This window comes from Marisediminitalea lipolytica (assembly GCF_001758465.1).
Classification (GTDB): Bacteria; Pseudomonadota; Gammaproteobacteria; order Enterobacterales; family Alteromonadaceae; genus Alteromonas; species Alteromonas lipolytica.
Genome location: NZ_MJIC01000009.1, coordinates 85,145 through 110,864 on the forward strand (window position 1 = coordinate 85,145; position 25,720 = coordinate 110,864).

A 25,720-nucleotide genomic window follows, 5' to 3' on the forward strand; every position below is an offset into this window, starting at 1 on the left:
AGGCAAATATGGCGGTATGTGTTACCGGGTGCCCGCGCCCGTCAGAGCAAACAATTAAAAACTATGCAGGGGCCGAAGTGGCTACCGTACATGAAGCGCAGGGCCGTAAAGGGCTGATGGCGGAATATATGCGTCCTATTTATAAGCCGGCCAAAATTGCCGGTCCTGCTGTTACCTGTCAGGTAGCCCCCGGTGATAACTGGATGATTCACGTCGCCGTAGAACAATGTAAAGCGGGTGACGTGCTGGTGGTAGTGCCTACCAGTGACTGTATCGATGGCTTTTTTGGTGACTTACTGGCGACCTCATTAAAAGCCCGCGGCGTGCAGGGCCTGGTAATTGCTGGTGGTGTACGTGATACCGCAACTCTTGAGGAAATCGGCTTTCCGGTCTGGTCCAAAGCGATTTATTCCCAGGGTACAGTAAAAGAAACCATCGCCAGCGTTAACGTTCCGGTGGTGTGTGCCGGGGCGCTGGTTAACCCGGGTGATATGGTTGTGGCAGATGAAGACGGTGTAGTCGTGGTTGCCCGCGAGGAAGCCGATGAAGTGCACGAAAATGTGCTTAAGCGCGTGGCGAATGAAGAGTCCAAACGTGTGAGACTAGCCAATGGTGAACTGGGTCTGGATATATACAACATGCGTGAGCGTCTGGCCGCAAAAGGACTACGCTACGTAACCTACGAAGAACATACGGGCGGTAAAGCGTGAAAGCCATTCGCTGTAGCCTGATGCGTGGCGGTACGTCCAAAGGACTTTACTTTCAGGCTAAGGATTTGCCGGCTGAGCCAGCAATAAGAGACCAGGTGTTACTGGCAGCGATGGGCTCTCCGGACAGTCGTCAGATTGACGGTGTTGGTGGCGCACATCCGCTCACCAGCAAAGTCGCGATTGTCTGCCCGTCGGAGCGTGATGATGCCGACGTCGACTATCTGTTTTTACAGGTGGTGGTTGATAAAGCGGTGGTCAGCGACGCGCAAAATTGCGGCAATATTCTGGCTGGTGTTGGCCCTTTTGCCATTGACGAAGGACTGGTTCCTGCCCGGGACGGCGTGACTGACGTACGGATTCATATGGTTAATACCGGGGCGCTGGCAGTGGCTCAGGTGCAGGTGAAAGACGGTAAAGCCGTATACGAAGGCGATGCCGAGATTGACGGCGTGCCCGGTGGCGCAGCGCCGGTGTTAATCGACTTTCTGGATATCGCCGGTTCAAGCTGCGGTGCCTTACTGCCTACCGGCAATATCACTGATAGCTTTGACGGCGTAACCGTAACCTGTATCGATAACGGTATGCCGGTAGTGGTAATGCAGGCCAGTGACTTTGGTATTAGCGGTAACGAAACACCCGATCAGCTTGAAAGCATGACCGGGTTGAAGCAGAAAGTAGAAGCTATCCGCCTGCAGGCCGGTGAGAAAATGAATTTGGGTGATGTGACCAGCAAAACCGTACCTAAGATGACCCTGCTATCAGCGCCGCTGAAAGGCGGGCTGGTAAATACCCGTTCGTTTATTCCGCATCGGGTGCACGATGCTATCGGGGTACTTGGTTCGGTGAGTGTCGCCACAGCCTGTGTAATTAAAGGGGCGGTGGGAAGCGAATATTTGTCTGCCAGCAGCAACTTTGATGCGCTGGATATTGAACATCCTACCGGCCAGTTTACCGTGGCAATGGATGTCGACGGGGCTGATTCGCCTGACACAATTAACATTCGTCGCGCTGCATTGTTACGCACAGCGCGTTTGCTAATGCGCGGGGAAGTGATGATCCCCGACAAAGCATTCCTAAATAACTAATTCGACTTAACAGGAAAAGGCTTTAATTATGATTATTGATTGCCATGGACATTACACTACCGCACCGGAGCCTTTACAGTTGTTCCGGGAAGCACAGTTAAAAGCCTATAAAGACGGCAAAGCACTGCCAGAAGTGCCGCATATCAGCGATGAGCAAATTCAGGAAAGTATTGAAAAAAACCAGCTGCGCCTGTTAATTGAACGCGGTTCGGACATGACCATTTTCTCGCCGCGTGCGTCGGCTATGGCCCACCATGTAGGTGACGAAGCCGTATCCAAACAGTGGACCAGTGCCTGTAACGATTTGATTGCACGTGTGGTTGACCTGTACCCTCAGCACTTTATTGGCGTGTGTCAGCTGCCGCAGTCGCCGGGTGTACCGATTAAGAATTCCGTGGCCGAACTGGAACGCTGCGTCAACGAGCTGGGATTTGTGGGATGTAACTTAAACCCGGATCCTTCCGGCGGTCACTGGACCTCCAAGCCGCTAACCGATAAAAGCTGGTATCCCTTCTACGAGAAAATGGTAGAGCTGGATGTACCGGCGATGATCCACGTATCCGGTTCCTGTAACGAGAACTTCCATGCTACCGGCGCGCATTACATGAATGCCGACACCACCGCATTTATGCAGTTTTTAGAGGGCAATCTGTTTAAAGATTTCCCGGAACTGCGTTTTATCATTCCTCATGGTGGTGGTGCGGTGCCGTATCACTGGGGGCGCTATCGCGGCCTGGCCGATATGCTTAAACAACCACCGCTGCGCGAACACGTAATGAAGAATGTGTATTTTGACACCTGCGTGTATCACCAGCCTGGTATCGATTTGTTGTTCGAAGTTATCGATCTGGACAACATTCTGTTCGGCTCTGAAATGATTGGTGCCGTTCGTGGAATCGATCCGGAAACCGGCTACTACTTTGATGATACTAAGCGCTACGTCGACGCTTTGGATTTAACTGACGCCCAGCGTAAACAAATTTACTCTGGTAATGCTCGTCGTGTTTATCCGCGACTGGATAAAAAATTAAACGATCTTGGCATAGGCTGATCCCTCAGCCTGGGGCATGCTGATACGACCCACTGGCATGCCCTTTTTTATCTTTGTTCTTAGCCGTTCTGCGCGCTTTGTTGGTTACTCAACTGATCCCGGATTCAATGTTAGCTTTTTTGAGGTAAGCTGAACCCGAATACCCATGTGACGAGTGAACTGACAGATGCGATTAAATCAGTGTTTTAACTTCCACGATTTCAGAAAACTGGCGCAAAAACGCCTGCCAGGGCCTATTTTTAACTACATTGATGGTGGTGCGGATGATGAAGCCACGCTGCGGAGAAACAGCGCGGCCTTTGCCGATTGCGACCTTATCCCACGGGTTTTAACCGGGGTACAGGACATTGACCTCAGCGTAGAGGTGATGGGCCAAAAACTGAAGCTACCGGTGTATCTGTCACCCACTGCGCTTCAGCGCTTGTTTCATCATCAGGGAGAACGGGCAGTCGCCGCCGCGGCAGAAAAATACGGCACTATGTTTGGTGTTTCTTCGCTGGGCACAGTGAGCATGGAAGAAATCGCACGGCAGTTCGACACCCCCCAGGTCTATCAGTTTTATTTTCATAAAGACCGGGGCTTAAACCGCGCCATGATGGAGCGGGCCAAGGAGTCGGGTATTCAGGTGATGATGCTCACGGTGGATTCGATTACCGGCGGTAACCGCGAGCGTGATTTGCGCACCGGCTTTTCTATCCCCTTTAAACTCAACCTGGCCGGCCTGTGGCAATTTGCCACCCGCCCCGCCTGGGGGATTAACTATCTCACTCACGAAAAATTTTCCCTGCCTCAGCTCGATGCCCATATCGACATGGGCGGTGGCAGCAGCTCCATAGGCGATTATTTTACCAACATGCTCGACCCTTCGATGAACTGGAAAGATGTGGAAGACATGGTTAAATTCTGGGACGGCCAGTTTTGCCTTAAAGGCATTATGAGCACCGACGATGCCCGCCGGGCGGTGGATATTGGTTGTACTGGCATTGTCATCTCTAATCACGGTGGCCGGCAGTTGGATGGCTCACGGAGTTCCTTTGATCATCTGGCCGAAATTGTGGATGCCGTGGGTGACAAAATAGACGTGATTTTCGACAGTGGCATTCAGCGCGGCACTCATGTCCTTAAAGCACTGGCGCTGGGCGCAAAGGCCGTTGGCTTGGGCCGCTATTATCTGTATGCGCTGGCCGCGGCAGGACAGCCCGGAGTGGAGCGGGCTATGCAACTAATGGTGGCCGAACTTGAACGCGATATGCGGCTGATGGGCTGTAGTAAGGTCAGCGAACTTAATCGAAACCACGTGCGTTTTAGATAATCTGTTACAAAATAGTGGTCGGTCAGTAGCCTGATGCCATTCTTGAGCACCCTGAAAAATGCTATGTTGGGGCCTTTATCCGTTAAGGCTTGAAGAAACTCAAATGGACTCCCGGTTTCGCCTGGGTGGCATTGCTGCCCTGGTTTGTGCAATGTGTTTCGTCATTGGTTTTACCATGATACTGTTTGTGATGCCGGACATCCATGTTAACGGCGATGAACGCTTGCAGGCGATCCTGGCCCAGCCCCGGCTGATTCAAAGCTGGTACCTGATTATTTTTGTGCTGTTTGGCATAGCCCTGTTACTGCTTAACCGCAGTTTATATTTACCGCCGGCCGAAGCATCCGGTCAGTTACAGCTGATTGGCGCACTTATCGGGTATGTGTGGGCTGCCTACGTATTTGCTATTGGTTTTATTTCTGTGCTCACCATCGAATATCTGCTGCACCAGTCTGCAACGCAAATAGAGCAGGCGTGGCCGGCAATTTTTGCCATTCAGACGGGCCTTGGCGATGGCGTGGAATGGATTGGCGGGATTTGGATGGTAATGATTAATCTGAGTTTGTATTACCACCGCGTAGTGTCCCGGCAGCTTAGCGTGTATGGCGGCATTGTTGGTATTACCGGGCTGTTTACCTTGTACCCTCCCTTTGCGGCGGTGGGCGGCGTGTTTGGTGTGCTGCAAATCCTGTGGTTTTGCTGGCTGGGCAGTTTGTTACTGCGCCAAAAAGTACGCTTACTGCCAACCTAGACACACCCGGTAGTGAGTGTCCGTTTGCTGGATATCAATCTGCCATCCCATCACACTGGCAATGCGTTGCACCAGGTACTGACCATGGCCGAGGCCCTGATAGTACGGGCGCGATGGAGTGTCTGTCAGTGGATTTTCAAATACCAGTTTATCTTCATGCAGATAAATATGAATGCCCGCGCCGCCGCCATGATAAAAGCCATTATTAATCAGGTTCTGGCACAGTAGCGTGATCAGGTAGGCATTGCCCGGCATGGTAAAGTTATCGGGTAAATCAATCTCTGCGGCAAACGCTTGCGTGGGATAAAGCTGATACAGCGCCAGCAACTGCTTTTCAAGAATGGGCATTATTTTAACCGGTGTAAACTGCAGGTTTTCTTTTCTAGCCAGGGCCAGCAATACTTCAACCGTTTGCTGTAACGTGTTGGTTGCCTGCTCAATTAACTGGCGTTCTGACGGATCAGGTATGACATCAGGATTCAGGGTCAGGGTGTTTTTTAGCAGTGTAATGGGGGTGCGAAGCTCATGGCTGACATCATGGGTAAAGTCGCGCTCGCGCTGCCATGCTTCCTGCAACTCAGAATAAGTATTCTTATACGCACTGGCGAGCTCGCCAATTTCATCCTGACGGTTGTCGCCGCTGATATTACAAGGTGTATCGGGCGATTGCTCGCGAATGGCCAGCGCCAGTTGCTGTATTGGCTTGGCCAGCCGGGACGCCAGAAACCAGGTACTTAATATGGCCAGAATAATCGCCGCTACCGACACACTGAGCAAAAACACGCTGTAGATTGTGGCAAAGTCACTCAGTGGCAGCAGCTCATTGGCACTGACAATCACGCCCTGTGCTGGCATGTCTGTCAGGGCAAAGGGTTGGTAGTAGGTGTTTTCCTGGCCTGCGACATTAAATACATCATTACTATAGGTGCTGGGAGTCAGTTTGGCTGGTAAGTCGCTGTTCGCCCCAACCAGTTGATAAGCCGGTGAGGTGACTTGCAGGCTGTGCTCCTGCAACCAGCTTTGTTGCAGATGGTCGATTTCCATGGCCAGCAAATGTGAGGCAACAATATCCTGAGTTACCTCGATAAACAGCATACTCAGGCGGGTGTAAAACAAGCTGATAATTAACACCAGAGTACCAAACGCAATAAATAGCTGCGCCTGTATCCCCCTAAACATCATTATCCAGTCCTTTTAACTGATAGCCGACATTGCTTATGGTATGCAGCAAAGGTTGTCCGCTGGCCTTTTCCAGGGTTTTGCGCAGGGTATACATGTGCGATTTCAGCGCGTTACTTTCGGGTGGTTCATCGGCCCAGATGTGACTGATTAAATCAGAACGACTCACCGGGTAAGGGTAATCACTCAACAGTTTATGCAGAATTTTAAACCCAATGCCGGTGACGGCCAGTGGTGTATCCTGCCAGCTCACGGTCATGGCCCGGGTATCCATACTTAAACCTCCTTCGCTAACCGAGGTGTCGGTATGCAGCTGGGGACGACGCGCAAGGGCTTCGCAGCGCAGTGCGAGTTCGCGCAGATCAAATGGTTTGGTGAGGTAATCGTCGGCGCCCTGGCCGAACCCTTTGGCTTTGTCGGTAAAAGCATCTCTGGCCGTTAGCATTAATACCGGCAATACCCTGAGGGTTTGCGATTTTACCTGCTTACACACTTCCAGTCCGTCGATGTCAGGTAAATTAAGGTCGAGGATCATCACATCAAACTGCCCGTTTAATGCCTGTTGCACACCTTGTTTTCCGGTGGCGGCAAAATCGACCTGCCAGCCATGGCCTTCAAGAAAATTAACCACTTGTTTAGCGATAGCGAGATTGTCTTCGACTAATAAAACAGAAATAGATTTTGCCACTGATCAGCGTCCTGTTGATTGCAAGCCCTAGTATGTTTTGCTTAAGGTACGCTGGCAACGGTCAAAAGGGGGTGAAAGCATAAGAATTTTACGATCCTGTCTTTTATTGCTTGTATTCAATATTGTTTTTACTATCATTTTGTTCATAGTTTATTCCTATGCAAACAGCGCGTGACCACCTACTTATACGTTGGCAGTAGTACTGAAAAACAGGACGTTGACGACCAGGCGCAAGCTTTAATCAACAAATACCCTTACGACATTGTTGTTCGTGAGCCTAATGTCGATCCTGGTCAAAAACCCAAGCTAAACCGGCTGCTGAAACGACTCCGCCGGGGTGATCGGCTGATTATTCATGATGTCTCGCGTCTGGGACGGAGTATCCGGGCGGTTGCCGCTGTCAGCGCCGAACTGGAACGTCAGGGCGTTATGCTTATCGTTGATAACCTGGAAACAGTGGGCAGTCCGGCCATCAATATCTTTGCCCTTATTGCTGGTGCAGCACGCATGGATAAGGATTTGTTAATCGATCGTCAGGCTATAGGCATTGCCAAAGCCAGGGCCAAAGGTAAGTACAAGGGCCGGAAGGCGCTGCCAGCGACGATTATTACTAAAGCCAACAAACTCCTGGCCAAAGGTATGAAGAAAAAAGACGTGGCCAAAGCGCTCAATATTGGCGAATCTACCCTCTATAAATACCTTGCTGCGCAGCGTTCCGAAGGTTAGTTCGGCTCTACCGGTGTGCCCGACTGTTAGATAATTGTTAATTGCATTTGTGGGCAGATAAAAACCCCTTCTATACTGAACAGAATGCTTTGCAATGCTGTGGCTGTTCAGGGGGATAAAATGCATAAGGCAATTATTTTGCGGGATACCGTGCCAACAGAATCTATCGATATATTGGGCGGCGTGATAAATGTTATGAGTGATGCCGGTCAAGGTGACGAGCAATCGGTAACCGTGCAGGAGAGCGAAAAAAGCGGCTTCGGTCCGCCGCCTCATAGCCATCCCTGGTCAGAAACCTTTTATGTGATTAGTGGGTCGGTTGATTTTATGCTGAATGAAAACGGCTACCACTTTGAGGCCGGCGCCATGGTCTATATTCCCGAGCATCAGGTGCATGCCTTTCAGTCTGGCGTCAATGGCGTCAAGATGATTGAGTTTACCGGGCCTGGCAGTCAGGCGCTGGATCTGTTCCGCTCCCTGAGTACGTTCTTAAAAAACTCCAGTCCGGAAGAATTGGATAGAGTGCATCAAATCTTCTCGCAGCACGGTGCGACATTGTGTATTTGATAGTAGTGGTCTGTGGGAAATCATGGTAAAAAAGCAATCGCCACTCAGACGGGCGATTGCTTTTAACGTGACAGGGTTATTTGGTTGCGACTTTTTTAAATAACGCAACAAAGGTGTTTAAGCCTTCAGCCAGTGTCGCATCATCAATAGTCAGTGGTGGCAGGAATCGAATAACGTTACCGTAGAAACCACAGGCCAGCAGCACCAGGCCATGACTCATGGCTTCACCGATAATCGCTTTGGTCAGATCAACGTTAGGCTGATCGGCATCGCCATCCACTACCAGTTCCAGCGCCATCATGGCACCTTTACCGCGAATATCGCCAATTAGCTGAGGGAATTCGGCTTCCAGCTGACCCAGTGTTTCGCGGAACTGACTCTCAATGAACTGGGCTCGGGAAATCAGCTTTTCTTCTTCGATGACATCAAGTACCGCCAGGGCCGCTGCAGTTGCCAGCGGAGAGCCGCCATAGGTACCGCCTAAACCGCCCACCGGCGAGGCATCCATGATGTGTTGCTTACCCACTACCGCTGACAGTGGCACACCACCGGCAATCCCTTTGGCCATGGTCATTAAATCAGGTTCAATGCCCGCATATTCGGTACAGAACATTTTGCCGGTACGCGCAAAGCCGGATTGGATCTCGTCACAAATCAGCACGATACCGTGCTCGTCGCACAGCTCACGCAGGGCTTGTAAAAACGCCGGGCTGGCTTCGTAAAAACCACCTTCACCCTGGATAGGCTCGATGATCAGCGCGGCCACATCGGCTGGAGCAATGTCAACTTTAAACAGGTTTTTAATCGCTTTGAGTGAATCTTTCTCGGTGACGCCATGCATTGGGATCGGGAAAGGCACATGAAAAATTTCGCCCGGGAAGGGGCCGAATTTGTCTTTGTATGGCGTAATTTTGCCAGTTAAACCCATGGTCAGGTTGGTACGACCATGAAAACCACCGTTAAAGGCAATTACACCGCGGCGGCCAGTATAAGCGCGGGCAATTTTTACGGCGTTTTCTACCGCTTCGGCACCGGTACTGATAAAGACGGTCTTTTTAGGCGTATCACCCGGGGCGATAGCGTTTAGCTTTTCTGCCAGTACCACGGCTGATTCGTAGGGGTTAACCATAACGCAGGTATGGCTGAATTTCGCCATTTGCTCACTAACGGCCTTTACCAGTTTAGGATGGGCATGACCGGTGTTACACACCGCAATACCAGCGCCAAAATCGATATAGCGATTGCCGTCGACATCCCATAATTCTGAATTTTTAGCGTGTTCTATGTAGGCCGGGTAGAGTGTACCCTGGCCGCTGGCGATAGCAGCGTTTTTTCTGGCCTGTAGTTGTTCGTTGTTTGACATATTAAATACCTCCTAAGCACCGGTATTGGATGAACGAATAATCATCCAGACCATATTTTGAACCTTCCCGGCCGTAGCCAGACTCTTTAACACCGCCAAATGGCGCTGCCGGATTAGAAATAGCCCCTTCGTTGATACCAACCATGCCAAATTGCAATGCATCGGCAACGCGGTGAATACGGCTGATGTTTTGTGAATAAAAATAGCTTGCCAGGCCATATTCTGTGGCGTTGGCCAGCGCGATAGCTTCAGCATCGTCTTTAAATGTCAGCACCGTGACCACCGGACCGAAAATCTCTTCACTGACGATATCCATCTCCGGCGTGACATTAGTCAGTACTGTCGGTGGATAAAAACTAGCACCGTCCCATTCACCACCGGTGTTTAGCACAGCGCCTTGTGCAGTTGCTGCACAAACCAGTTGGTGGACATTTTTGGCAGCACCTTCATTAATTAATGGGCCAATGGTGGTGCCCTCATCCATACCGTTACCCACTTTAAGGTCGGCCACTTTAGCCAGCAGCTTTTCGACAAACTCTGCCTGCACGTCTTCGTGAATGATAAAGCGGTTGGCACATACACAGGTTTGTCCGGCGTTACGGAATTTAGATACCATTGCACCGGCAACGGCGGCATCGATATCGGCGTCATCAAACACGATAAACGGCGCATTACCGCCCAGTTCCATACTTACGCGTTTCATGGTGCTGGTACAGTCTGCCGTTAGTACTTTTCCGACTTGGGTAGAACCAGTAAAAGAAAACTTAGCAACATCAGGCGATTGGGTTAAAACGCCGCCCAGTTCACGGGAACTGGTGCCTACTACTACGTTAATCACACCGTCAGGAATACCGGCTTCTTTTGCCAGGGCGGCCAGCGCTAATGCTGACAACGGCGTTTCACTCGCTGGTTTCACCACAAAAGTACACCCGGCAGCCAGGGCGGCGGCGGCTTTACGCGTGATCATGGCATTAGGGAAGTTCCACGGCGTAATCGCACCCACTACGCCCACAGGCTGGCGAGTAACATAGATGCGCTGCGCAGCACTGTTGGCTGGTAACACATCGCCGTCAATACGACGAGCTTCTTCGGCAAACCATTCGATGTAGCCGGCACCGTAGGCAATTTCGCCTTTGGCTTCGGCCAGAGGTTTACCTTGTTCCAGGGTAAGTAATTCGGCCAGCTCATCGCTGCGTTCAGTCATCAGGGTAAACCATTTGCGAAGCAACTGCCCGCGGGTAACCGCTGGGGTCGCTGACCAACCGGCAAACGCCTGCTTCGCAGCGTCTATAGCTTGTTGCATTTCAGTTGCACCGGCACTGGCTACTTCAGCAAGTGTTTCTCCGGTCGCTTTGTTAATAACCGCAAAACGGTCATCGCCTGACAGCCACTGGCCATTAATAAATGAGCCAGGCTGAAACAATGCTGCTACGTTCTCTTTCATAATTTCACCTGATTAACTATCTTTCAGCTATTGAATCAGGGCTTTTAACTATGTTAAATACCAAACATTAAACCTAAAGTTTGATTATATAAAACTTATGAAAATCGCTGGACGTATAATTACCGAGTACGATATTAAGTTGTTGAATGTGTTCAAATCTGTGGTGGAGAACGGCGGCTTCGCTGCAGCCGAGAATGAGCTGGGCCTGACACGTTCGACCATTAGTATTCACATGAATAACCTCGAAACCCGGCTTCGACTGACCCTTTGTCAGCGTGGACGGGGCGGTTTTGTGCTAACTCCTGATGGTCGTCAGGTGTATCAGGCATCGCTTACCTTGTTTGATGCGTTGAGTGATTTTTCTAATTCGGTGTCGCAGTTGAGTCAGCAGGTTAGCGGCAGCCTGGTCATTCTGCATTCAGACATACTCGACCAAACCCGTAGCCAGTTGCTGGCGAGTGTGGTGGCATTAATTAACGAAAAAGCCCCGGAATTGCGCATTTCGGTAGATGGCGATCGAATAGAAAATATCGAACGGGCGTTAATAAAAGATAAGGCCCATGTGGGGTTGTTTCCTGATTATCGGCGTATGGCCGGACTGCGCTATAAACCGGCTTTTGATGAACAAATTTTTTTGTGTTGCAGCGAACAACATCCGCTCTTTGACACTAACGAGCAGGACATTAACGATCTGACCCTGCAGCAGTTTCCGGCTGTAGTGCCCGGGGTGGAAATTAGCCAGGCTGGTCGGGCGCAGGTAAAAAAGCTCAATCCTGGGGCTACTGCCTATCAGTTTGATTCGCGTAAAGCGTTAATTGCTTCCGGTAAATTTATTGGCTATCTGCCGCAAAGCTATTTTGAGGAAGAACTCAATGCCGGCACCTTTCGCGTGTTATCGGCAAAGCGCTATTTTTATAACTTTTCTCAGTCTGTGGTACACAAGGAAGTGCCAGCTGAACCGAAAAAAGTGACGCTGTTTGCGGAGCTGCTGGATAAGTGTGCCAGGGCTTACCCTGAGATCCGAGACAGCGCAGCCGACTCAGATTAATGGCTCCTAGAGCTCTGTGAGATGATTTAAAAACAACGAAAACAGTTCAGAGTTAGAGCGCAGATTTAGCTTGGCGTAAACTTTCGCCCGATGAACCCTTTCAGTGCCTGGTGAGATACACAGCTTCTCTGCAGCTGCCTGCGACGAGTAGCCAGAGATAATCAGCTTGGCGATGTCTTTTTCCCGCTGGGTAAGAATATCGGCACCAAAATTATTCAGTACCTGCTTTACCCGTTCAGTAACATGGCGAGACAGTACGACCGAATCTGGCGGATCGTCGCTGCCGGTCAGCTTATAGTGTTTATCTACCAGGGATCTGACCAGCGCTTCAAGCTGATACAGGTTGGCGATATCGCTTTGGCTGAATTTTGGGTTGGGATAGTGCCGCCCTAAGCCAATCTGAATATGCACGCCTGGCGCAGGTACGCAGAACACATAGGCTAAATCTTCAATCTGACTGGCCTGATAGTAGGATTTGTACAGGTCGGATTCGCGAAAATCATCGGGCATGAGTTCGGGCCACAAATAGGCGCCGGGCGCGTAGTTTTCCATCACGCCGCGATAGGATGGGCTAGCTACATAGGTGCCATCCATAAAGCGGGCAAAAAAGATTTCCCGTTCTTGTTCGGTGAGCGCTTCAAACAATAGCTTCGGGGGGTGTGCCTCGGAATAGGCAATGACCGACACACTGTCGACCGGAAAAAAACGGCATAACCAGTTGATCAGCGCAGGGTAGAATCCGGTAGAGTCGAGGGTTTCGATCACTGCTGGCAGCTGGTCGTGGAGCTGTTGGGAGTTGGAAGCCGTTGGTAAGCTAGTCATTAGCGATCATCTTTGTGCGTGAGAAGCCATTTACGAAACTGGCGAATGGCATAGTCTTCCTGCCGTTCTTCCGGGTACAGCATGTAAAAACACTCATCCGGCACGTAGGTTTCGTAACAGGCAAGGATCAGTTCGCCGGATGCCAGACTGTCTTTTACCAGGTACTCCGGGAAAATGGATACGCCTAAATGACTTTTCACCGCTTGTAGCAAATACATAAAGTATTCAAAGTTTTGCCCACCCATCTGGGAAATTTCTTTATCAGTTAAACCGGCTTTTCGTAACCATTCATCGGTAGTGGAGATAGCACTGCTTTGGTGGATAAAGTTAAATTGAGTGACGTCGCGCATGGTCCGGGCGGGTTGCCGACCTTTCATGTAGCGCGGTGTGCTTACCGCCAGATAGGTATCACTGCGATAGGGTTCAGCTTTGTAATGTGGCCAGTCGCCGCTGCCCCACAATATGGCAAAATCACTTTTACGGGTATTACGGGTAACGGTCTCGTAGTCGGTACCCAAAGTGATTTCGATATCCGGATAGGCAATGTAAAACTCGGTTAAGCGGGGCATCAGCCAGGCAATAGCAAAGGTGGGTTCGGTTACTACCTTTAGCTCCACCGCTTTTTTAGAGACTTCATTCAGCGATATTTTTTGCGTAATCGCGTCCAGGTTTTTAAGTATTTTGTGAACTTCGAGCGCGTATTGTTCGCCAACTGGCGTCAGACTTAACTGATTGTCGTGACGATAAAACAGTGGGCGGCCGATAAACTCTTCGAGATTTTTTACCTGCCGGCTTACTGCACTCTGGGTTAGGTGTAGTGCATCTCCGGCATAGGTCATATTGAGATGGCGTGCGACTTCATCGAAACACTGTAAAGAAGTAATACTTGGCAGTTTTCTGGCCATGGCGAAAAAAACCTCTCTTCTTTGCTAACCGAACATGCAGCGGTTCAGCGAACGGGTGTTAATGCTGGATAACTTAATAGCATAGCACGAACTCCGGCAACCTCACTGGCTATTGTTGGTTTCGCTGGTCTGCTCTCATTGCTTTGGTCATGCCATTCCATTTTGGAATGGTATTACAAGTTTTGATCGTTTGAAGGGAAATTAACAGCGAGGCTAGTATGAATTTGCCAAATGAGAAAACTACAACAATAAAGTTAAATAATTCTTACAGTATTAACGGGAAGCAAAAAATGTTGAAGCTGAGTAAAGTGAATGTCGCCATCGGTTGTGCGTTGCTGGGATTACCTTTGTGTTCCCTGGCCCAGAGTACGCCAAGCGATGCAAGTGAAGCAAAAGAAAAAAATAGTCTGGAAGTGATCAGTGTTACGGCGACACGTCGTGAAACGACTATCCAGGAAGTCCCTTATAGTATTTCTGCTTATGGTGGTGATTCACTGGAAGAGAATGGGATTACGGATTTCTCCACCCTGGCACGCAATATCCCTGGTTTGACGCTTAATGATGTAGGCCGCGGCAAAAATGGTATCTCTAACGGTATCTTTATTCGTGGTATTAATGCTAATGCAGCGGGTTCTGAAAACTTTGGTTCTAAAACAGACCCGGCTGTATCTGTTTATCTGGGCGAGACCCCTATGTCGGCCAACCTGGAAATTCGCGACATTAACCGCGTTGAGGTGTTACGCGGACCGCAATCTACGCTGTATGGCTCAGGTTCTTTAAGCGGGACGTTACGTTATATTCCGAACAAGCCCCAGTTCGACGAATTCAGTGGCACTGTAACTGGCAAAGTTGCTCAAAATGCAGAGTCTGACGGCACCGATTTTGACAGTGATATCGTGCTTAATATACCGCTATCAGATACGTTTGCCGTTCGTGGTGTGGTGGCTAAACTGCACAATGCAGGTTACATCGACGCTGATTACCTGGAAGGTCTGGACGAAAATAATCAGCCTACTGGTGAAGTCTTCTCGCGCACAGACATCAACGAAGAAGATGTGATGATGGCGCGTATAGCAGCTCGCTGGGTACCCAGTGCTGAAACCGATATCTTGTTAAGCCATGCTTATCAGAAGGACGAAATCAAAGGCTCTACAGCGACATCAGAAGGTCTTGAAGGCTATAATACCGGTGCCAAGATGATCGGTGATTTCGAGCGTGAAGTATCTATTACATCGCTGGTTATCGAACATGAGCTGGGTGATTCGGCTATGCTGACCTCTTCTACCTCGTTTACGTCAAACGAAGCCGAAAACATGCACGACCAGAGTTATGGTTATTCATACCAGAATTTCTGGCAGTACTACGCAGGTGTACCGCGTGAAGTTGTTCGCGGCATCAAGAGCTACAAAACGGATACCTTTACTCAGGAAGTACGCATTACCGGTTCTCTGGATAGTATCGATTGGCTCGCTGGTGGTTACTATGCTGACCAGGACTACGATGAAACTGCAGACGATTACATCTATGGCGTGGATATCTTCTACGGCATGGTTAACCCGGCGGCCCCTGACCTGGGCTACCGTAACGTACAGGCGACAGAGTTTACCGACCGCGCTGTGTTTGGTGAATTAACCTATCACATCAGCGACGACTGGCAGGTAACTGGTGGTCTGCGATACTTCGATCAGGATTTCTATGCGTTCCAGTCGGTCATTTTACCGCCTTGTGGGCCATATTGTGGTGAAGGCGCTTTGGGTTATAGCTCGGGTGAAGGTGAGCGTAACTTTACGGATACGCTTTATCGCTTAAACACTTCTTATGATGTTGATTTAGATACCAAGGTTTACTTCAACATTGCCCAGGGTTTCCGTCATGGTGGTGCCAATGGTGCGCCGGTTGATGATTTATCGACTGAGCTGGTAGAAGGTGGAGTGTATGCGGAGCACCCGGATTATCTGTACTTTAACCCGGATAAAACCACTAACTATGAAGTGGGTACCAAAGGCATGCTGCTGGATGGCGAACTGAACTACTCGGTTGCTGTGTTCTACATCGACTGGCAGGATCCAATTCTCAACTTCTCTACGCCAAATGGTGGTTTCCCCATTATGTTCAATGCGGATGAAGCAGAATCTAAGGGCGCGGAAGTAGAGATTAATGCGCTGTTAACTGACTCACTCAAGCTGAACCTGGGTTGGAGCTATACCATCGCCGAGCTGACCAAAGACTTCTATCGTCCTAACGTGGCTAACGGTGAGGAATCACAGGCTATGGTAGCCAGTGCAGGCGATGTTATGCCGGGTGTACCGAAGCATACCGTTACTGCCAGCTTATTACATAGCACCGAGTTTATGGATGGTATTTCAGTAAGCAGCCGCTTAGGTTTGTCCTACAAAGGCAGTTTCATAACAGGGTACGATGAGCGTAATGCTGACAGCATTAGCAGTTCACTACTGTTAAATGCCTCGGTCGTCTTTAGTAAGGACGACTGGTCAGTACGCATTTTCGCCGACAACCTGGCTAACCGTGATGACATGACCAGCAGTGCCAGCGACGAAGTCTATTCAGGCGAGAAGTTTGGTCTGCAGTACCCAGATCAGCTTGCTGACCCAGCCTACCGTGTACGTCCTCGTACTATTGGTTTGTCCGCAAGTTATTCTTTCTGATTCAATAAAGAGCGAGACTGATCCCAGCCTGGGATCAGTCTGACCTCTACCTTTGTTAAGTTGAATACAGTCGGAGTTTGTCCATGAACACATTAAGTCCCTTTCAAAAAATTGAATCGCTAATAGCGCAGGGTGATCTTGATACGGCTGCCGCGGACTGTATTCAACTTGTCAAACAGTACCCCGAAACTGGTGACAGCTGGTTACTGATGTCCGATATCAGTTTCCGCCTGAAGCAAAACCGCATGGCGGTAAACAGTGCGTTAAAGGCGCTCGAAATTGACCCGACTAACCCTGGCTACCTGCTGCACCTGGCCCGTCTATATGCCGGATTCAACGCCTGGCAGGCGGCACGAAAGGTCCTCGCCAAACTGTTTGAATTAGCTGACAAGCTGCCCACTGAGCAGCTCAACGCGTTAGCTGATCTGTACTTTAAAGGCGGTCATATCGAGCAGGCCATCGAGATTTACGAGCGGGTACATAAGGCTGAGCCGGAACACCAACAAGTGTTGTTCAACTTAGGGGCTTTATACCGTTATGGCGGCCAGATCGATAAGGCCGCAGCGTGTTTAACCGCTGCAGTGGCTCTTGATCCCATAGACTATCAGGCCTGTTGTGCGCTGGCCCACTGTAAAAAGCACCGCGACCCGACCCCGGTAATTGCCAGCATTAAGCGATGCCTGACCGCATATGCAGGTGACTTTGGCAATGAAGCCAGTGAGGCTATTGCCGCGCTTAATTACGCCAAGGCAAAGGTGCTTGAAGACCAACAGCAATGGTCACGGGCTTACAAAGCCTACAGCACGGGCGCCGCACTGAAGAAAACCCTGCAACGTGCAACCTGTGAGCAGGAAATCGAGCGTATGCAGGCCATGCAGGCACTGGTTACAAAGGGGCGGTTTACTTGTGCCGCTAATTCAGGTGAAGCATCAGGCCCCATCTTTGTTGTGGGTATGCCGCGCACCGGTACTACGGTGGTTGAGCGCATGCTGGCCAGTCACAGTCAGGTGACCAGCGGTGGAGAACTGAATTTCCTGCCCATGACACTGCTTGAGGCGGGTGATGCGAGTACGTCAGCCGGACCGGAAGGGCTGACGCCTGAAGTACTCGGCCAGGCTGCAAAACAAAATATGGCAGCCATTGGTGAACGTTATATGGCGCTGGCTCGTGATTATCTGGCCACCGAGGGGTGCTTTACCGACAAACTGCCGCTTAACGCGTTGTTAGTACCAGTGATTTTAGCGGCCATCCCCAATGCCCGCATTATCCAGGTAGAGCGCAATGCTATGGATACTGCTTTCAGCAATTTCAAGATGCTGTTTAACCGCGGCTATGACTACAGCTATTCGTTGGCCGACATTGCCCGGTATCTGCCAGCCTATCAGGCCATGACCCGGCAATGGCAAGAGACCTGGCCGCAACAAATTTTAACGGTGAGCTACGAACAGCTCATTGCTGACCCTGAAAACAGTTGCCGCGCACTGCTTGGCTTTTGCCAGCTGGCGTGGGAAGCCGACTGTTTACAGTTTCATACCGCCGCTGGCACCACGCAGACTGCAAGTGCCAGCCAGGTAACAGAGCCGCTGCATAACCGCTATGTTGGGCAGTGGCGACACTATAAAGAAGCGCTGGGCGCGCTACAGCGCGAACTGGCCAGGCAAGGGGTAAGCCCCCTAACTGAAGAGGACATAAAATGGTAGGTCTGGATGTATTTCAATCCATGTGGGCAATGGAATTTAAACGCCCGGATGGGTTCGAGTGGACCCTTCGGGAAAAGGTTGAAAAGATCGCCAGTGCGGGCTTTAAAGGGGTGAGTTTTGATATTGGTTATCACACCGAAGCCTATATCAGCGAAGCGATGCCACTGTTGCAGGAGTTCAACCTGGACCTCTGTTACAACGCCTTTGTAAAAAGTGTGCCGCATTATCAGGACATCGTGAATTTTGTGAATTCACAACCGATCAAACCCCGTTTTATCGCTATTGTCGGGCAAATTGAGCCTTGGGATCTTGATGACGTGGCGGCAACCACCCGTGAGTGGATGCGAATTGGCGACGAAGCCGGTGTGAAAACCCATGTGGAAATTCACCGTAACTGCATGACCAACGACCTGATGTTCACCTTGCAGTTGATGGAAAAGGTACCGGATTTGCTGATGGTCGCAGATTTGTCGCATGTGCTTGTCAATCAGGAATGGTATTTGCCTTTGCATGAGCAGGCACAAAAAAGAATGTCCCAGTTTCTTACCAAAGCAGAAGCCTTTCACGGACGAGTCGCTACCCGGGAACAAATTCAGGTGCCTATTTTATTCGAACAACACAAGCCATGGTTTGAGCTGTTTAAAAGCTGGTGGCAGGAAGGGTTCGAGAAATGGATATATCGTCAAGGTAGTGACTCAGACAATCGATGCGTGTTTTTAAGCGAGCTCGGCCCGCCGGTGTATGCCATGACCGGACAGGATGGTTACGAACTTAGTGACCGTTGGGAAGAGGCGCTGTTGTTAAAAGAAACCGCTGAACAATTGTGGCAAAACGCCCTGAAATCAACGCAGTCTTAATCGGCTGCCTGACCCGGTTCAACCAGCTTGGGCGGGAAGGGCGTTAACCGGAGTATCAATGTTAAAACGTGTATTGGCTAGTTTGTCTTCTTTGGCGGTCACCGCCGCAGTCGCTTTGCCTGGCCTGCCAGCAACGGCTGTTGCATCAGAGCAAACTACCACCCTGGGCGCTACCGATTATCAGCAGCTGGTACGCGTGCAGTCGCCGGTTTTGACGGCAACGGGTGAAACGCTGTGCTGGATCCAGCGCCAGGTAAGCACCGAAAAAGATCAGTCTGTTGCATCTATTTGGTGCAAAAAGGACGATGGCGTTGAGAAAGCGGTCACCTTATCCAATGGGGTACAACCTGATAAGCTGACGTTTATTGCCGGTAGTTCGACACTCAGTTGGTTGGGAACTGATGTCGACTCCGGCAGTCAGCAGGTCTTCACCCTGGCGTTGTCATCGGGCAACGTGACCAAGGTGACCGCTTTTACTCAGGGGGTCAGCGATTTTAGCTGGGCACCGACCGGTAAACAGGTGGCCGTAGCGGCGAGTAACAATACACCGCAGGTTAATGCTGCTGGCACGCCTGCACCGATTGAGATTGACCGGTTCAACTATATTGGCCCATGGTCGGGGTACGTTTCGACCCAGCCGGAGCAACTCTTTATTGTTGATACGCAAGGTGAAACCGTTACTCAGCTTACCGATACAAATTTTAATCACTGGCATGTGACATGGTCACCGGACGGTAGCAAGCTGGCGTATTTCTCCTACCCGGATTTTGCCGCCGAGCGGATTAACAATTCCGAGCTCTACGTGTTTGATGTCAAGGCCGGTAAAGAAACCCGCTTCACCTATTCAGATAAGGCCGACGGCATGGCTTACTGGCCGGCCCCTTTGGCGTGGTCACCGGACAGTCAACAGCTGGCCTGGGTAGAGCGCACGCCGGAGGATGCGTCTTATTACGGCCAGAAAGCCCTGCTGGTGGGTAATGTAAAAAGTGGTCGCATTACGCCGGTGGCGCGCATAGACAGAAACTTTGATACGCCTTCGTTCACTACCGATGGCAAGCGTTTGCTGGCGTTGCAGGAAGATAACATGGCGCAGTGGCTGGTGGAGATCGATATTGCCAGCGATACTGTCAGGCTGCTTAATCCAGGCGCGCACCTTACCTCGGGCTATACCGTCAGTGGTGATGAATCCCGGCTTATCGTCGCCCAGGGCAACGATGATGCACCTGCCGCACTCTTTGAGGCGGGTAGTGAGCAAGCGTTGATTAACCCTAATCAATGGCTGGCTGATTATACCGTTGCCAATACCAACGCCGTGCAAATTCAGCACAGCGGCGTTACCGTGGATGCGTTAGTGACGCTGCCAGCCTATACTGAGATATTAACGCCGTTACCGACTATTGTGTTGCTGCACGGTGGCCCGGTATTTCAGTTTTTCCACCAGTTTTCACTCGATGCCCAGGTTTATGCGGCTCAGGGTTATGCCGTGGTGCAAGTTAATCCCCGAGGTTCATCCGGAAAAGGGCTGAACTACTCGTTACCAATATTCAATAACTGGGGCACCCCCGACGTCGCCGATGTGCTGGCAGTGGTTAATTCACTGGCAGAACAGGGCATTGTTGATATCGACAAGGTTGGCGTTGGCGGCTGGAGTTATGGTGGTATTTTAACTAACTGGTCTATTGCCAAATCTAACCTTTTTAAGGCTGCGGTAAGTGGCGCGGGTGTAAGCACTGTGCTGGGATTTTACGGTAATGATGTGTTTTCCGCGGATTACGAGCAGGAGCTGGGGACGCCGTGGAAGAACACCGATGCCTACCTGCGATACAGCTACCCGCTGCTACACGCCGATCAAATTAATACGCCGACGCTGTTTCAGTGTGCGGGTATCGACAGCACCGTGCCGTGCATGGGTGCCAAACAGATGTATCTGGCATTGAAATCGCAGGATAAAGCCACGCACCTGACGATTTACCCCAATCAGGGCCATATGCTGACAACACCAAGCTATATTGTGCATCGTTTGGAACAGAGTCTGGCATGGTTTAGCCAGTACCTGTTGACCGAATAGACGTGATGGGTGTCATGGACGCACAAAATTAAGAGAACAAGATTAATTTATGACGAAAACGAAAACCTGTGGCCAGGCCTTGGTAGAGATTTTAAAAAACTATGCGGTAGACACCATTTTTGGTATTCCGGGCGTGCACACCATTGAGCTGTACCGCGGCCTGGAAAATGCCAGTCTGACGCATATTACGCCCCGCCATGAGCAGGGCGCCGGCTTTATGGCCGATGGCTATGCACGCGTCTCGGGTAAGCCGGGTGTGTGCTTTATTATTACCGGTCCGGGCATGACCAATATCGTTACCGCCATGGGGCAGGCCTTACAGGACTCAGTGCCGATGCTGGTGATTTCGTCGGTAAACCGTACCCATCAGTTAGGGATGGGAGAGGGGCGTTTACATGAGCTGCCAAACCAACATGGACTGACCTCTCAGGTATGCCGGTTCAGCCATACGCTGTTAAGTGCGGATAACTTACCTAAGGTGTTGGCCCAGGCCTTTGCGGTATTCAGCAGTCAGCGCCCCGGCCCGGTACATATCGAAATTCCGCTGGATGTGCTGGCCGCCGATGCCAGTCATTTAGATGTGTCTGCCTGGCCGTTACCACAGCCGCCGGCACCACACCCACAAGCCATTGAGCAGGCGGCGGCATTGCTTAATAACGCGCAGCGCCCATTGATGATTCTAGGCGGCGGAGCTAAACAAGCAGGGCCACAAGTGCAGGCGCTGGCTGAAAAACTTAGCATGCCGGTGATTAACACTTGTAATGCCAAAGGTGTGATGCCGGCAACACATCCGTTATGGGTGGGTGGTACACCGTCGCACCCGGCGTTGCGCAAAGAGATGGAAGACCATGCGGATGTGGTTTTGGTGGTGGGCTCCGAGCTGGCCGAAACCGACTATGACTTTTTCTTTTTAGGCGATGTTGCCATGCAGGGCAAAGTCATTCGGGTCGACCTTGATGCTGCCCAGTTATTGCGTAATCATCGCGCCGATGTCGCCGTATATGCCGATGCCGGGCTGGCACTCGGTGCGCTGCATGAGCAGGTGGCTGCCGTTCAGGCAGAGGCCGGATACAGCCGGGTGAGTGCACTTAAAGAAGCCATATCAGATTTAAACAAACCACAATATCAGGCCGTTTTTGAAGTCATTGATGCGGTGCTGGGCGATTGCGTAATCGTGGGCGATTCTACCCAGCCGGCTTACTACGCGCAGGCCTATTATGAAACCAAAGCGCCCGGACGGTACTTTCACTCAACCACAGGCTACGGCACCCTTGGCTATGCCTTCCCGGCTGCTATTGGGGCGGCAATTGCAGCCGGCGATCTGCCAGTGATTGGCTTAACCGGTGACGGTGGCGGCCAGTTCTCATTAAACGAAATGATTACCGCGGCAGAAAATCAGCTGCCGGTTATTTACGTGGTCTGGAATAACACCGGCCACGGCGAAATTCGCCGCTTCATGGACGATGCCAGGGTGCAACGGGAGGGGGTGAATATAACTCCGCCTGACTACACGGCGCTGGCAGAGTCCATGGGATGTGTGGCGTATAACGCCGACACCCTGGAGCAGTTCGCCAACGCGTTAAAAGCCGCCGCGCAGGCTGGCAAAACTACACTTATAAACGTAAGCGAAGCGGGTCTTGAAGCCGGCTATGCGTTTTAAGGAGATCCATTATGAGCGATAACGAACAGGCCCTCAGCATGCAGGATACCAGCACGACAAAAACCTGGATAAAGTTACTTGGGTGTTCTTTATTTGGCGTTTTATTTTTCTTAACACCGCTTAATATCGATGGCTCCTGGACCATTGCACTGGGCTTGCTTACCAGCCAGATAAGCGACTGGCTGGGTGACAATATGGGCGTTTTCACCGTGAGCTGCTTTGTGATGGCGGCAGTGGTGTCGATCGTATATAACACCTCGCCTAAACACATTGCCATGAAACTGCCCATGGCAGACCGGCTGATTGCCTCCCACTGGTTATGGGTGATCGTGAACGTAACGGCAGCGGTACTGGCAGCAATGACACTCTTTCAAGTTGGTCCGCACTGGTTGATTTCAGAACAAACCGGCGTAACCGCCTATATTGATGTGGCCGGGGCGATTTTTCTGTTAGTGGGATTAGGCTGCTTGTTGCTGCCCTTTTTAACTGACTATGGCTTGCTTGAGTTTGTCGGCACCATGTTACAGCGCCCGTTTCAGAAAATTTTTAATTTGCCCGGCCGGGCGACTATCGACACCCTTGCTTCCTGGGTCGGTTCATCAAGCATCGCGGTGGTATTAACCAACGCACAGTTTGAAAGAGGCTACTACAGTGCTCGCGAGTCGTCGGTTATCGCCACCAATTTCTCTGTTGTTTCAGTGCCTTTTGTACTGTTAACGGCAAATGTGGCTGGCCTTGGTAGTTACTTTTTACAGCTTTATGGTTCGATGTTCTTAATCTGTGTGCTTTGCGCCATTATTACTCCGCGCCTGCCGCCATTGTCGAGAATTAAGGATGAGTATTATCCGGCCCACGGGAAAACGCTGAATGAGGATGTGGATGATGGCGAGTCACGGGTAAAACACGCCGTTGCGCGAGCCTATGGTGTTGCTGAAAAAGCGCCGTCCCCCCGGCAAGCGCTTAAGCGTGGCTGGCATTCCATGATGGACATTTACCTGATGATGATGCCTGCGGCAATGACCATTGAGTTGTTTACCCTGGCCATTTACTACAACACCTCGTTTTTCCAGACACTCACTTACCCACTCAGTGTACTGCTGGAACTGATGCAAATTCCAGAGGCGCAGGCGGCTGCTCCAGGGTTGGTGCTGGGTCTGTTTGATCAGTTTGTGCCCACTATCATTGCCAGCGAATTAACGGCGCTTGAAACCAAATTTGTACTGGCGGGTTTATCGGTGACTCAGCTCATTTTCTTTGCTGAAAGTGCCATATTGATCATGCGTTCCTCCATTCCCTTATCGGTGAAGTCACTGGTGGCAATATTTTGTATTCGTACCTGTATTGCCTTACCTATACTAACGGTAATTGCTCACTGGCTGTTTTAACCGACCGCCAGCAGAAAAATATTTTGAAAGGAGGCACAAAAGTGCCTCCTTGTGTTTTTTTGCGAGCCAGATGTCACGTTTTTAAAGGTGTGTGTGCAAAACATAACATTCTTCGTATAGTCGAAAATCGCTGGATATGATTTGATAACGCTATACCAATAATAAGCAATACGATACAACAGGCGAGTGGAACTATGACAACAATTGATGTGCAAAATATCGAGACTGAATCCGTCACCAAACACGGTTTACCGGGGTTTGTATTTGCTGACGATGCGGTCTACGAACAAGAAAAAGAGAAGGTGTTTGCACAAGGCTGGGCGAGCATCGGCGTTGGCCAGCAGATTGAAAAGCCTGGCGATATTCTGCCAGTAAGAATGGCTGGCGTATCGCTGATTGCCATTCGCGCCAAAGACGGCAGTATTGGTGTGTTTCACAACGTTTGTCGCCATAAAAGCGCGCCGCTGGTCGATGAGCCCTGTAATAAACGTACGCTTGTTTGCCCGTATCATAAATGGTCGTTCAAACTCGATGGCGAGTTGATGGGCGCACCACGCTTTTACGGTAATGAAAACAAACCTATTTCAACGGAAGATAAAGCAGACAAGGGGCTAATCCCGGTGCGCTTTGCGGTGTGGTGGGACATTATTTTTGTTAACGTGTCTGGCGATGCCCAGCCGTTTGAAGAATTTATTCAGCCACTGGATGAACTGTTAAGTGAATACCCCAAAGAGGGTCTGCAGCGGGTTAGCTCAACGGATTACTCCGGTGAAGTGAACTGGAAGCTGGCGGTGGATAACTTCCTGGACGGCTACCATGTGCCGTTTGTGCATTCACAGGCCTGTTCTATTGAATCGGCACTCGGCCAGGAGGACTTGTTTCTGTCGGATGATATTGTCGGTTTGCGTCTGGCTAATGGCGCCAGCAACAAGCCAGCGAAAACCGCCAAACAAATACCGCACTGGCCAGGGCTTGCAGAAGAAAAAATGGGCACTCAACAGTGGTTTGGTATTTTCCCTAACACGCTGTTTTTTGTTGACCCGGTGTGGGTGCAGACCATCGTCGTAAAGCCAACCGGGGCGGCTAAAACTGATGAAACCTTGTCAATCTATGTGACCAGCGAAGAAGCGGCCAGCGATGAATACACGGCTGAACGTGCCCGTTTGAGCGATGTGCTTAATGAGGTTAACGAGCAGGATATTGAGCTGCTCGATAAGTTACAACATACCCGCACGTCCAAAGTCGCTGATCAGGGGCATCTCGTGCAGGCCTGGGATCAGGTCAATATGTCATTTCACCAGATGTGGCTGCGTAAAATGCAAAGCAAATAGCTTTGTCGCACCTGAGAATTTAAACGTATTTTTGACATCTTCGAATGTCTAACCGGAGAATTATTTTGCCAAATATTACTTTTATCCTGCCTGATGAGAGCATCAAAGTGGTCGACGCCATCGAAGGCGATTCGATTATGCAAACCGCTGTCGATAATGACATCGAAGAGATTACCGCCGACTGTGGCGGAAGCTGCTCCTGTGCCACCTGTCACTGCATTATTGATGATGCCTGGATTGGCAAAGTCGGCACTGCCGATGAGGTAGAAATGTCGATAATGGAAAGTGCCATTGAGGCAACGCCAAACAGCCGCTTGAGTTGCCAGATCAAAGTGACCGACGACCTGGACGGAATCGTGGTACACGTACCTGAAAGTGAGTGGTAACTTACCGCTGAGTGCT

22 protein-coding genes are annotated in these 25,720 nt (G+C 50.5%); 16 read left to right on the forward strand and 6 right to left on the reverse strand.

All coding sequences use genetic code 11. From position 1 onward, the window contains the following. The first annotated feature begins 8 nt into the window (after positions 1-8). The 5 genes from BFC17_RS04140 (at position 9) to BFC17_RS04160 (ending at position 4,909) form a co-directional block, all read left to right on the forward strand. Complete coding sequence (locus BFC17_RS04140; RefSeq protein ID WP_070175196.1) at positions 9-710, forward strand: 4-carboxy-4-hydroxy-2-oxoadipate aldolase/oxaloacetate decarboxylase; 702 nt, start codon at positions 9-11, stop codon at positions 708-710. Continuing rightward, positions 707-1,795: a 4-oxalomesaconate tautomerase gene (locus BFC17_RS04145; RefSeq protein WP_229681012.1), complete on the forward strand. Its 1,089-nt coding sequence runs from the start codon at positions 707-709 to the stop codon at positions 1,793-1,795. The genes BFC17_RS04140 and BFC17_RS04145 overlap by 4 nt, the downstream gene beginning before the upstream one ends. A gap of 28 nt (positions 1,796-1,823) precedes the next feature. Then, a complete protein-coding gene (locus tag BFC17_RS04150; RefSeq protein ID WP_070175197.1) occupies positions 1,824-2,846 on the forward strand; it encodes an amidohydrolase family protein in 1,023 nt (340 codons plus the stop codon). Positions 2,847-3,012: 166 nt separating this feature from the next. Next, the gene (locus tag BFC17_RS04155) at positions 3,013-4,158 is read left to right on the forward strand and encodes an alpha-hydroxy acid oxidase (RefSeq protein ID WP_070175198.1); all 1,146 of its coding nucleotides are present in this window, start codon (positions 3,013-3,015) and stop codon (positions 4,156-4,158) included. Positions 4,159-4,261: 103 nt separating this feature from the next. After that, positions 4,262-4,909: a hypothetical protein gene (locus BFC17_RS04160; protein ID WP_070175199.1), complete on the forward strand. Its 648-nt coding sequence runs from the start codon at positions 4,262-4,264 to the stop codon at positions 4,907-4,909. Here the strand turns inward: BFC17_RS04160 and BFC17_RS04165 are convergent. Beyond that, positions 4,895-6,091 (reverse strand): sensor histidine kinase, encoded by a 1,197-nt coding sequence (locus BFC17_RS04165; protein ID WP_070175200.1) that lies wholly within the window; start codon positions 6,089-6,091, stop codon positions 4,895-4,897. The genes BFC17_RS04160 and BFC17_RS04165 overlap by 15 nt on opposite strands. After that, a complete protein-coding gene (locus BFC17_RS04170; protein WP_070175201.1) occupies positions 6,081-6,776 on the reverse strand; it encodes a response regulator transcription factor in 696 nt (231 codons plus the stop codon). Before BFC17_RS04170 ends, BFC17_RS04165 begins: the two co-directional genes overlap by 11 nt. A gap of 171 nt (positions 6,777-6,947) precedes the next feature. On the opposite strand from BFC17_RS04170, the gene BFC17_RS04175 reads away from it, so the two are divergent. Both BFC17_RS04175 and BFC17_RS04180 read left to right on the forward strand, forming a co-directional pair. Next, complete coding sequence (locus tag BFC17_RS04175) at positions 6,948-7,502, forward strand: recombinase family protein (protein WP_070175202.1); 555 nt, start codon at positions 6,948-6,950, stop codon at positions 7,500-7,502. Between the two features lie 120 nt (positions 7,503-7,622). Beyond that, entirely contained in the window at positions 7,623-8,069 is a 447-nt protein-coding gene (locus BFC17_RS04180; RefSeq protein ID WP_070175203.1) for a cupin domain-containing protein, read from the forward strand. Positions 8,070-8,145: 76 nt separating this feature from the next. Here BFC17_RS04180 and gabT read toward each other — a convergent pair whose 3' ends face one another. Beyond that, on the reverse strand, positions 8,146-9,432 hold the full coding sequence (gene gabT / locus BFC17_RS04185) for a 4-aminobutyrate--2-oxoglutarate transaminase (protein ID WP_070175204.1): 1,287 nt from the start codon (positions 9,430-9,432) through the stop codon (positions 8,146-8,148). 1 nt (position 9,433) lies between these two features. Beyond that, complete coding sequence (locus BFC17_RS04190) at positions 9,434-10,876, reverse strand: NAD-dependent succinate-semialdehyde dehydrogenase (protein WP_070175205.1); 1,443 nt, start codon at positions 10,874-10,876, stop codon at positions 9,434-9,436. Between the two features lie 148 nt (positions 10,877-11,024). On the opposite strand from BFC17_RS04190, the gene BFC17_RS04195 reads away from it, so the two are divergent. After that, the gene (locus BFC17_RS04195; protein ID WP_229681014.1) at positions 11,025-11,924 is read left to right on the forward strand and encodes a LysR family transcriptional regulator; all 900 of its coding nucleotides are present in this window, start codon (positions 11,025-11,027) and stop codon (positions 11,922-11,924) included. A 6-nt stretch (positions 11,925-11,930) separates the two neighbouring features. Here BFC17_RS04195 and BFC17_RS04200 read toward each other — a convergent pair whose 3' ends face one another. Continuing rightward, positions 11,931-12,746, reverse strand: coding sequence for a LuxR C-terminal-related transcriptional regulator (locus BFC17_RS04200; protein ID WP_070175207.1), 816 nt, complete (start codon positions 12,744-12,746; stop codon positions 11,931-11,933). Then, the gene (locus tag BFC17_RS04205; RefSeq protein WP_070175208.1) at positions 12,746-13,651 is read right to left on the reverse strand and encodes a LysR substrate-binding domain-containing protein; all 906 of its coding nucleotides are present in this window, start codon (positions 13,649-13,651) and stop codon (positions 12,746-12,748) included. Before BFC17_RS04205 ends, BFC17_RS04200 begins: the two co-directional genes overlap by 1 nt. A 290-nt stretch (positions 13,652-13,941) precedes the next feature. Between BFC17_RS04205 and BFC17_RS04210 the strand changes: the two genes are divergently transcribed. The 8 genes from BFC17_RS04210 to BFC17_RS04245 all read left to right on the forward strand — a co-directional run bounded on the left by BFC17_RS04210 (position 13,942) and on the right by BFC17_RS04245 (position 25,704). After that, a complete protein-coding gene (locus tag BFC17_RS04210; protein ID WP_175439525.1) occupies positions 13,942-16,317 on the forward strand; it encodes a TonB-dependent receptor in 2,376 nt (791 codons plus the stop codon). A gap of 83 nt (positions 16,318-16,400) precedes the next feature. Continuing rightward, positions 16,401-18,017, forward strand: coding sequence for a tetratricopeptide repeat-containing sulfotransferase family protein (locus BFC17_RS04215; protein WP_070175210.1), 1,617 nt, complete (start codon positions 16,401-16,403; stop codon positions 18,015-18,017). Beyond that, complete coding sequence (locus tag BFC17_RS04220) at positions 18,011-18,874, forward strand: hypothetical protein (RefSeq protein ID WP_070175211.1); 864 nt, start codon at positions 18,011-18,013, stop codon at positions 18,872-18,874. The genes BFC17_RS04215 and BFC17_RS04220 overlap by 7 nt, the downstream gene beginning before the upstream one ends. A 58-nt stretch (positions 18,875-18,932) precedes the next feature. Then, complete coding sequence (locus BFC17_RS04225) at positions 18,933-20,942, forward strand: S9 family peptidase (protein ID WP_070175212.1); 2,010 nt, start codon at positions 18,933-18,935, stop codon at positions 20,940-20,942. Between the two features lie 49 nt (positions 20,943-20,991). Further along, on the forward strand, positions 20,992-22,602 hold the full coding sequence (locus BFC17_RS04230; RefSeq protein WP_070175213.1) for a 5-guanidino-2-oxopentanoate decarboxylase: 1,611 nt from the start codon (positions 20,992-20,994) through the stop codon (positions 22,600-22,602). Between the two features lie 11 nt (positions 22,603-22,613). Beyond that, a complete protein-coding gene (locus tag BFC17_RS04235) occupies positions 22,614-23,987 on the forward strand; it encodes a YjiH family protein (protein ID WP_070175214.1) in 1,374 nt (457 codons plus the stop codon). A 194-nt stretch (positions 23,988-24,181) separates the two neighbouring features. Then, on the forward strand, positions 24,182-25,318 hold the full coding sequence (locus BFC17_RS04240) for an aromatic ring-hydroxylating oxygenase subunit alpha (protein ID WP_070175215.1): 1,137 nt from the start codon (positions 24,182-24,184) through the stop codon (positions 25,316-25,318). 65 nt (positions 25,319-25,383) lie between these two features. Further along, positions 25,384-25,704 carry a 2Fe-2S iron-sulfur cluster-binding protein gene (locus BFC17_RS04245; RefSeq protein ID WP_070175216.1) on the forward strand — a complete coding sequence of 107 codons (321 nt, stop codon included), beginning with the start codon at positions 25,384-25,386 and terminating at the stop codon, positions 25,702-25,704. Positions 25,705-25,720 lie beyond the last annotated feature (16 nt).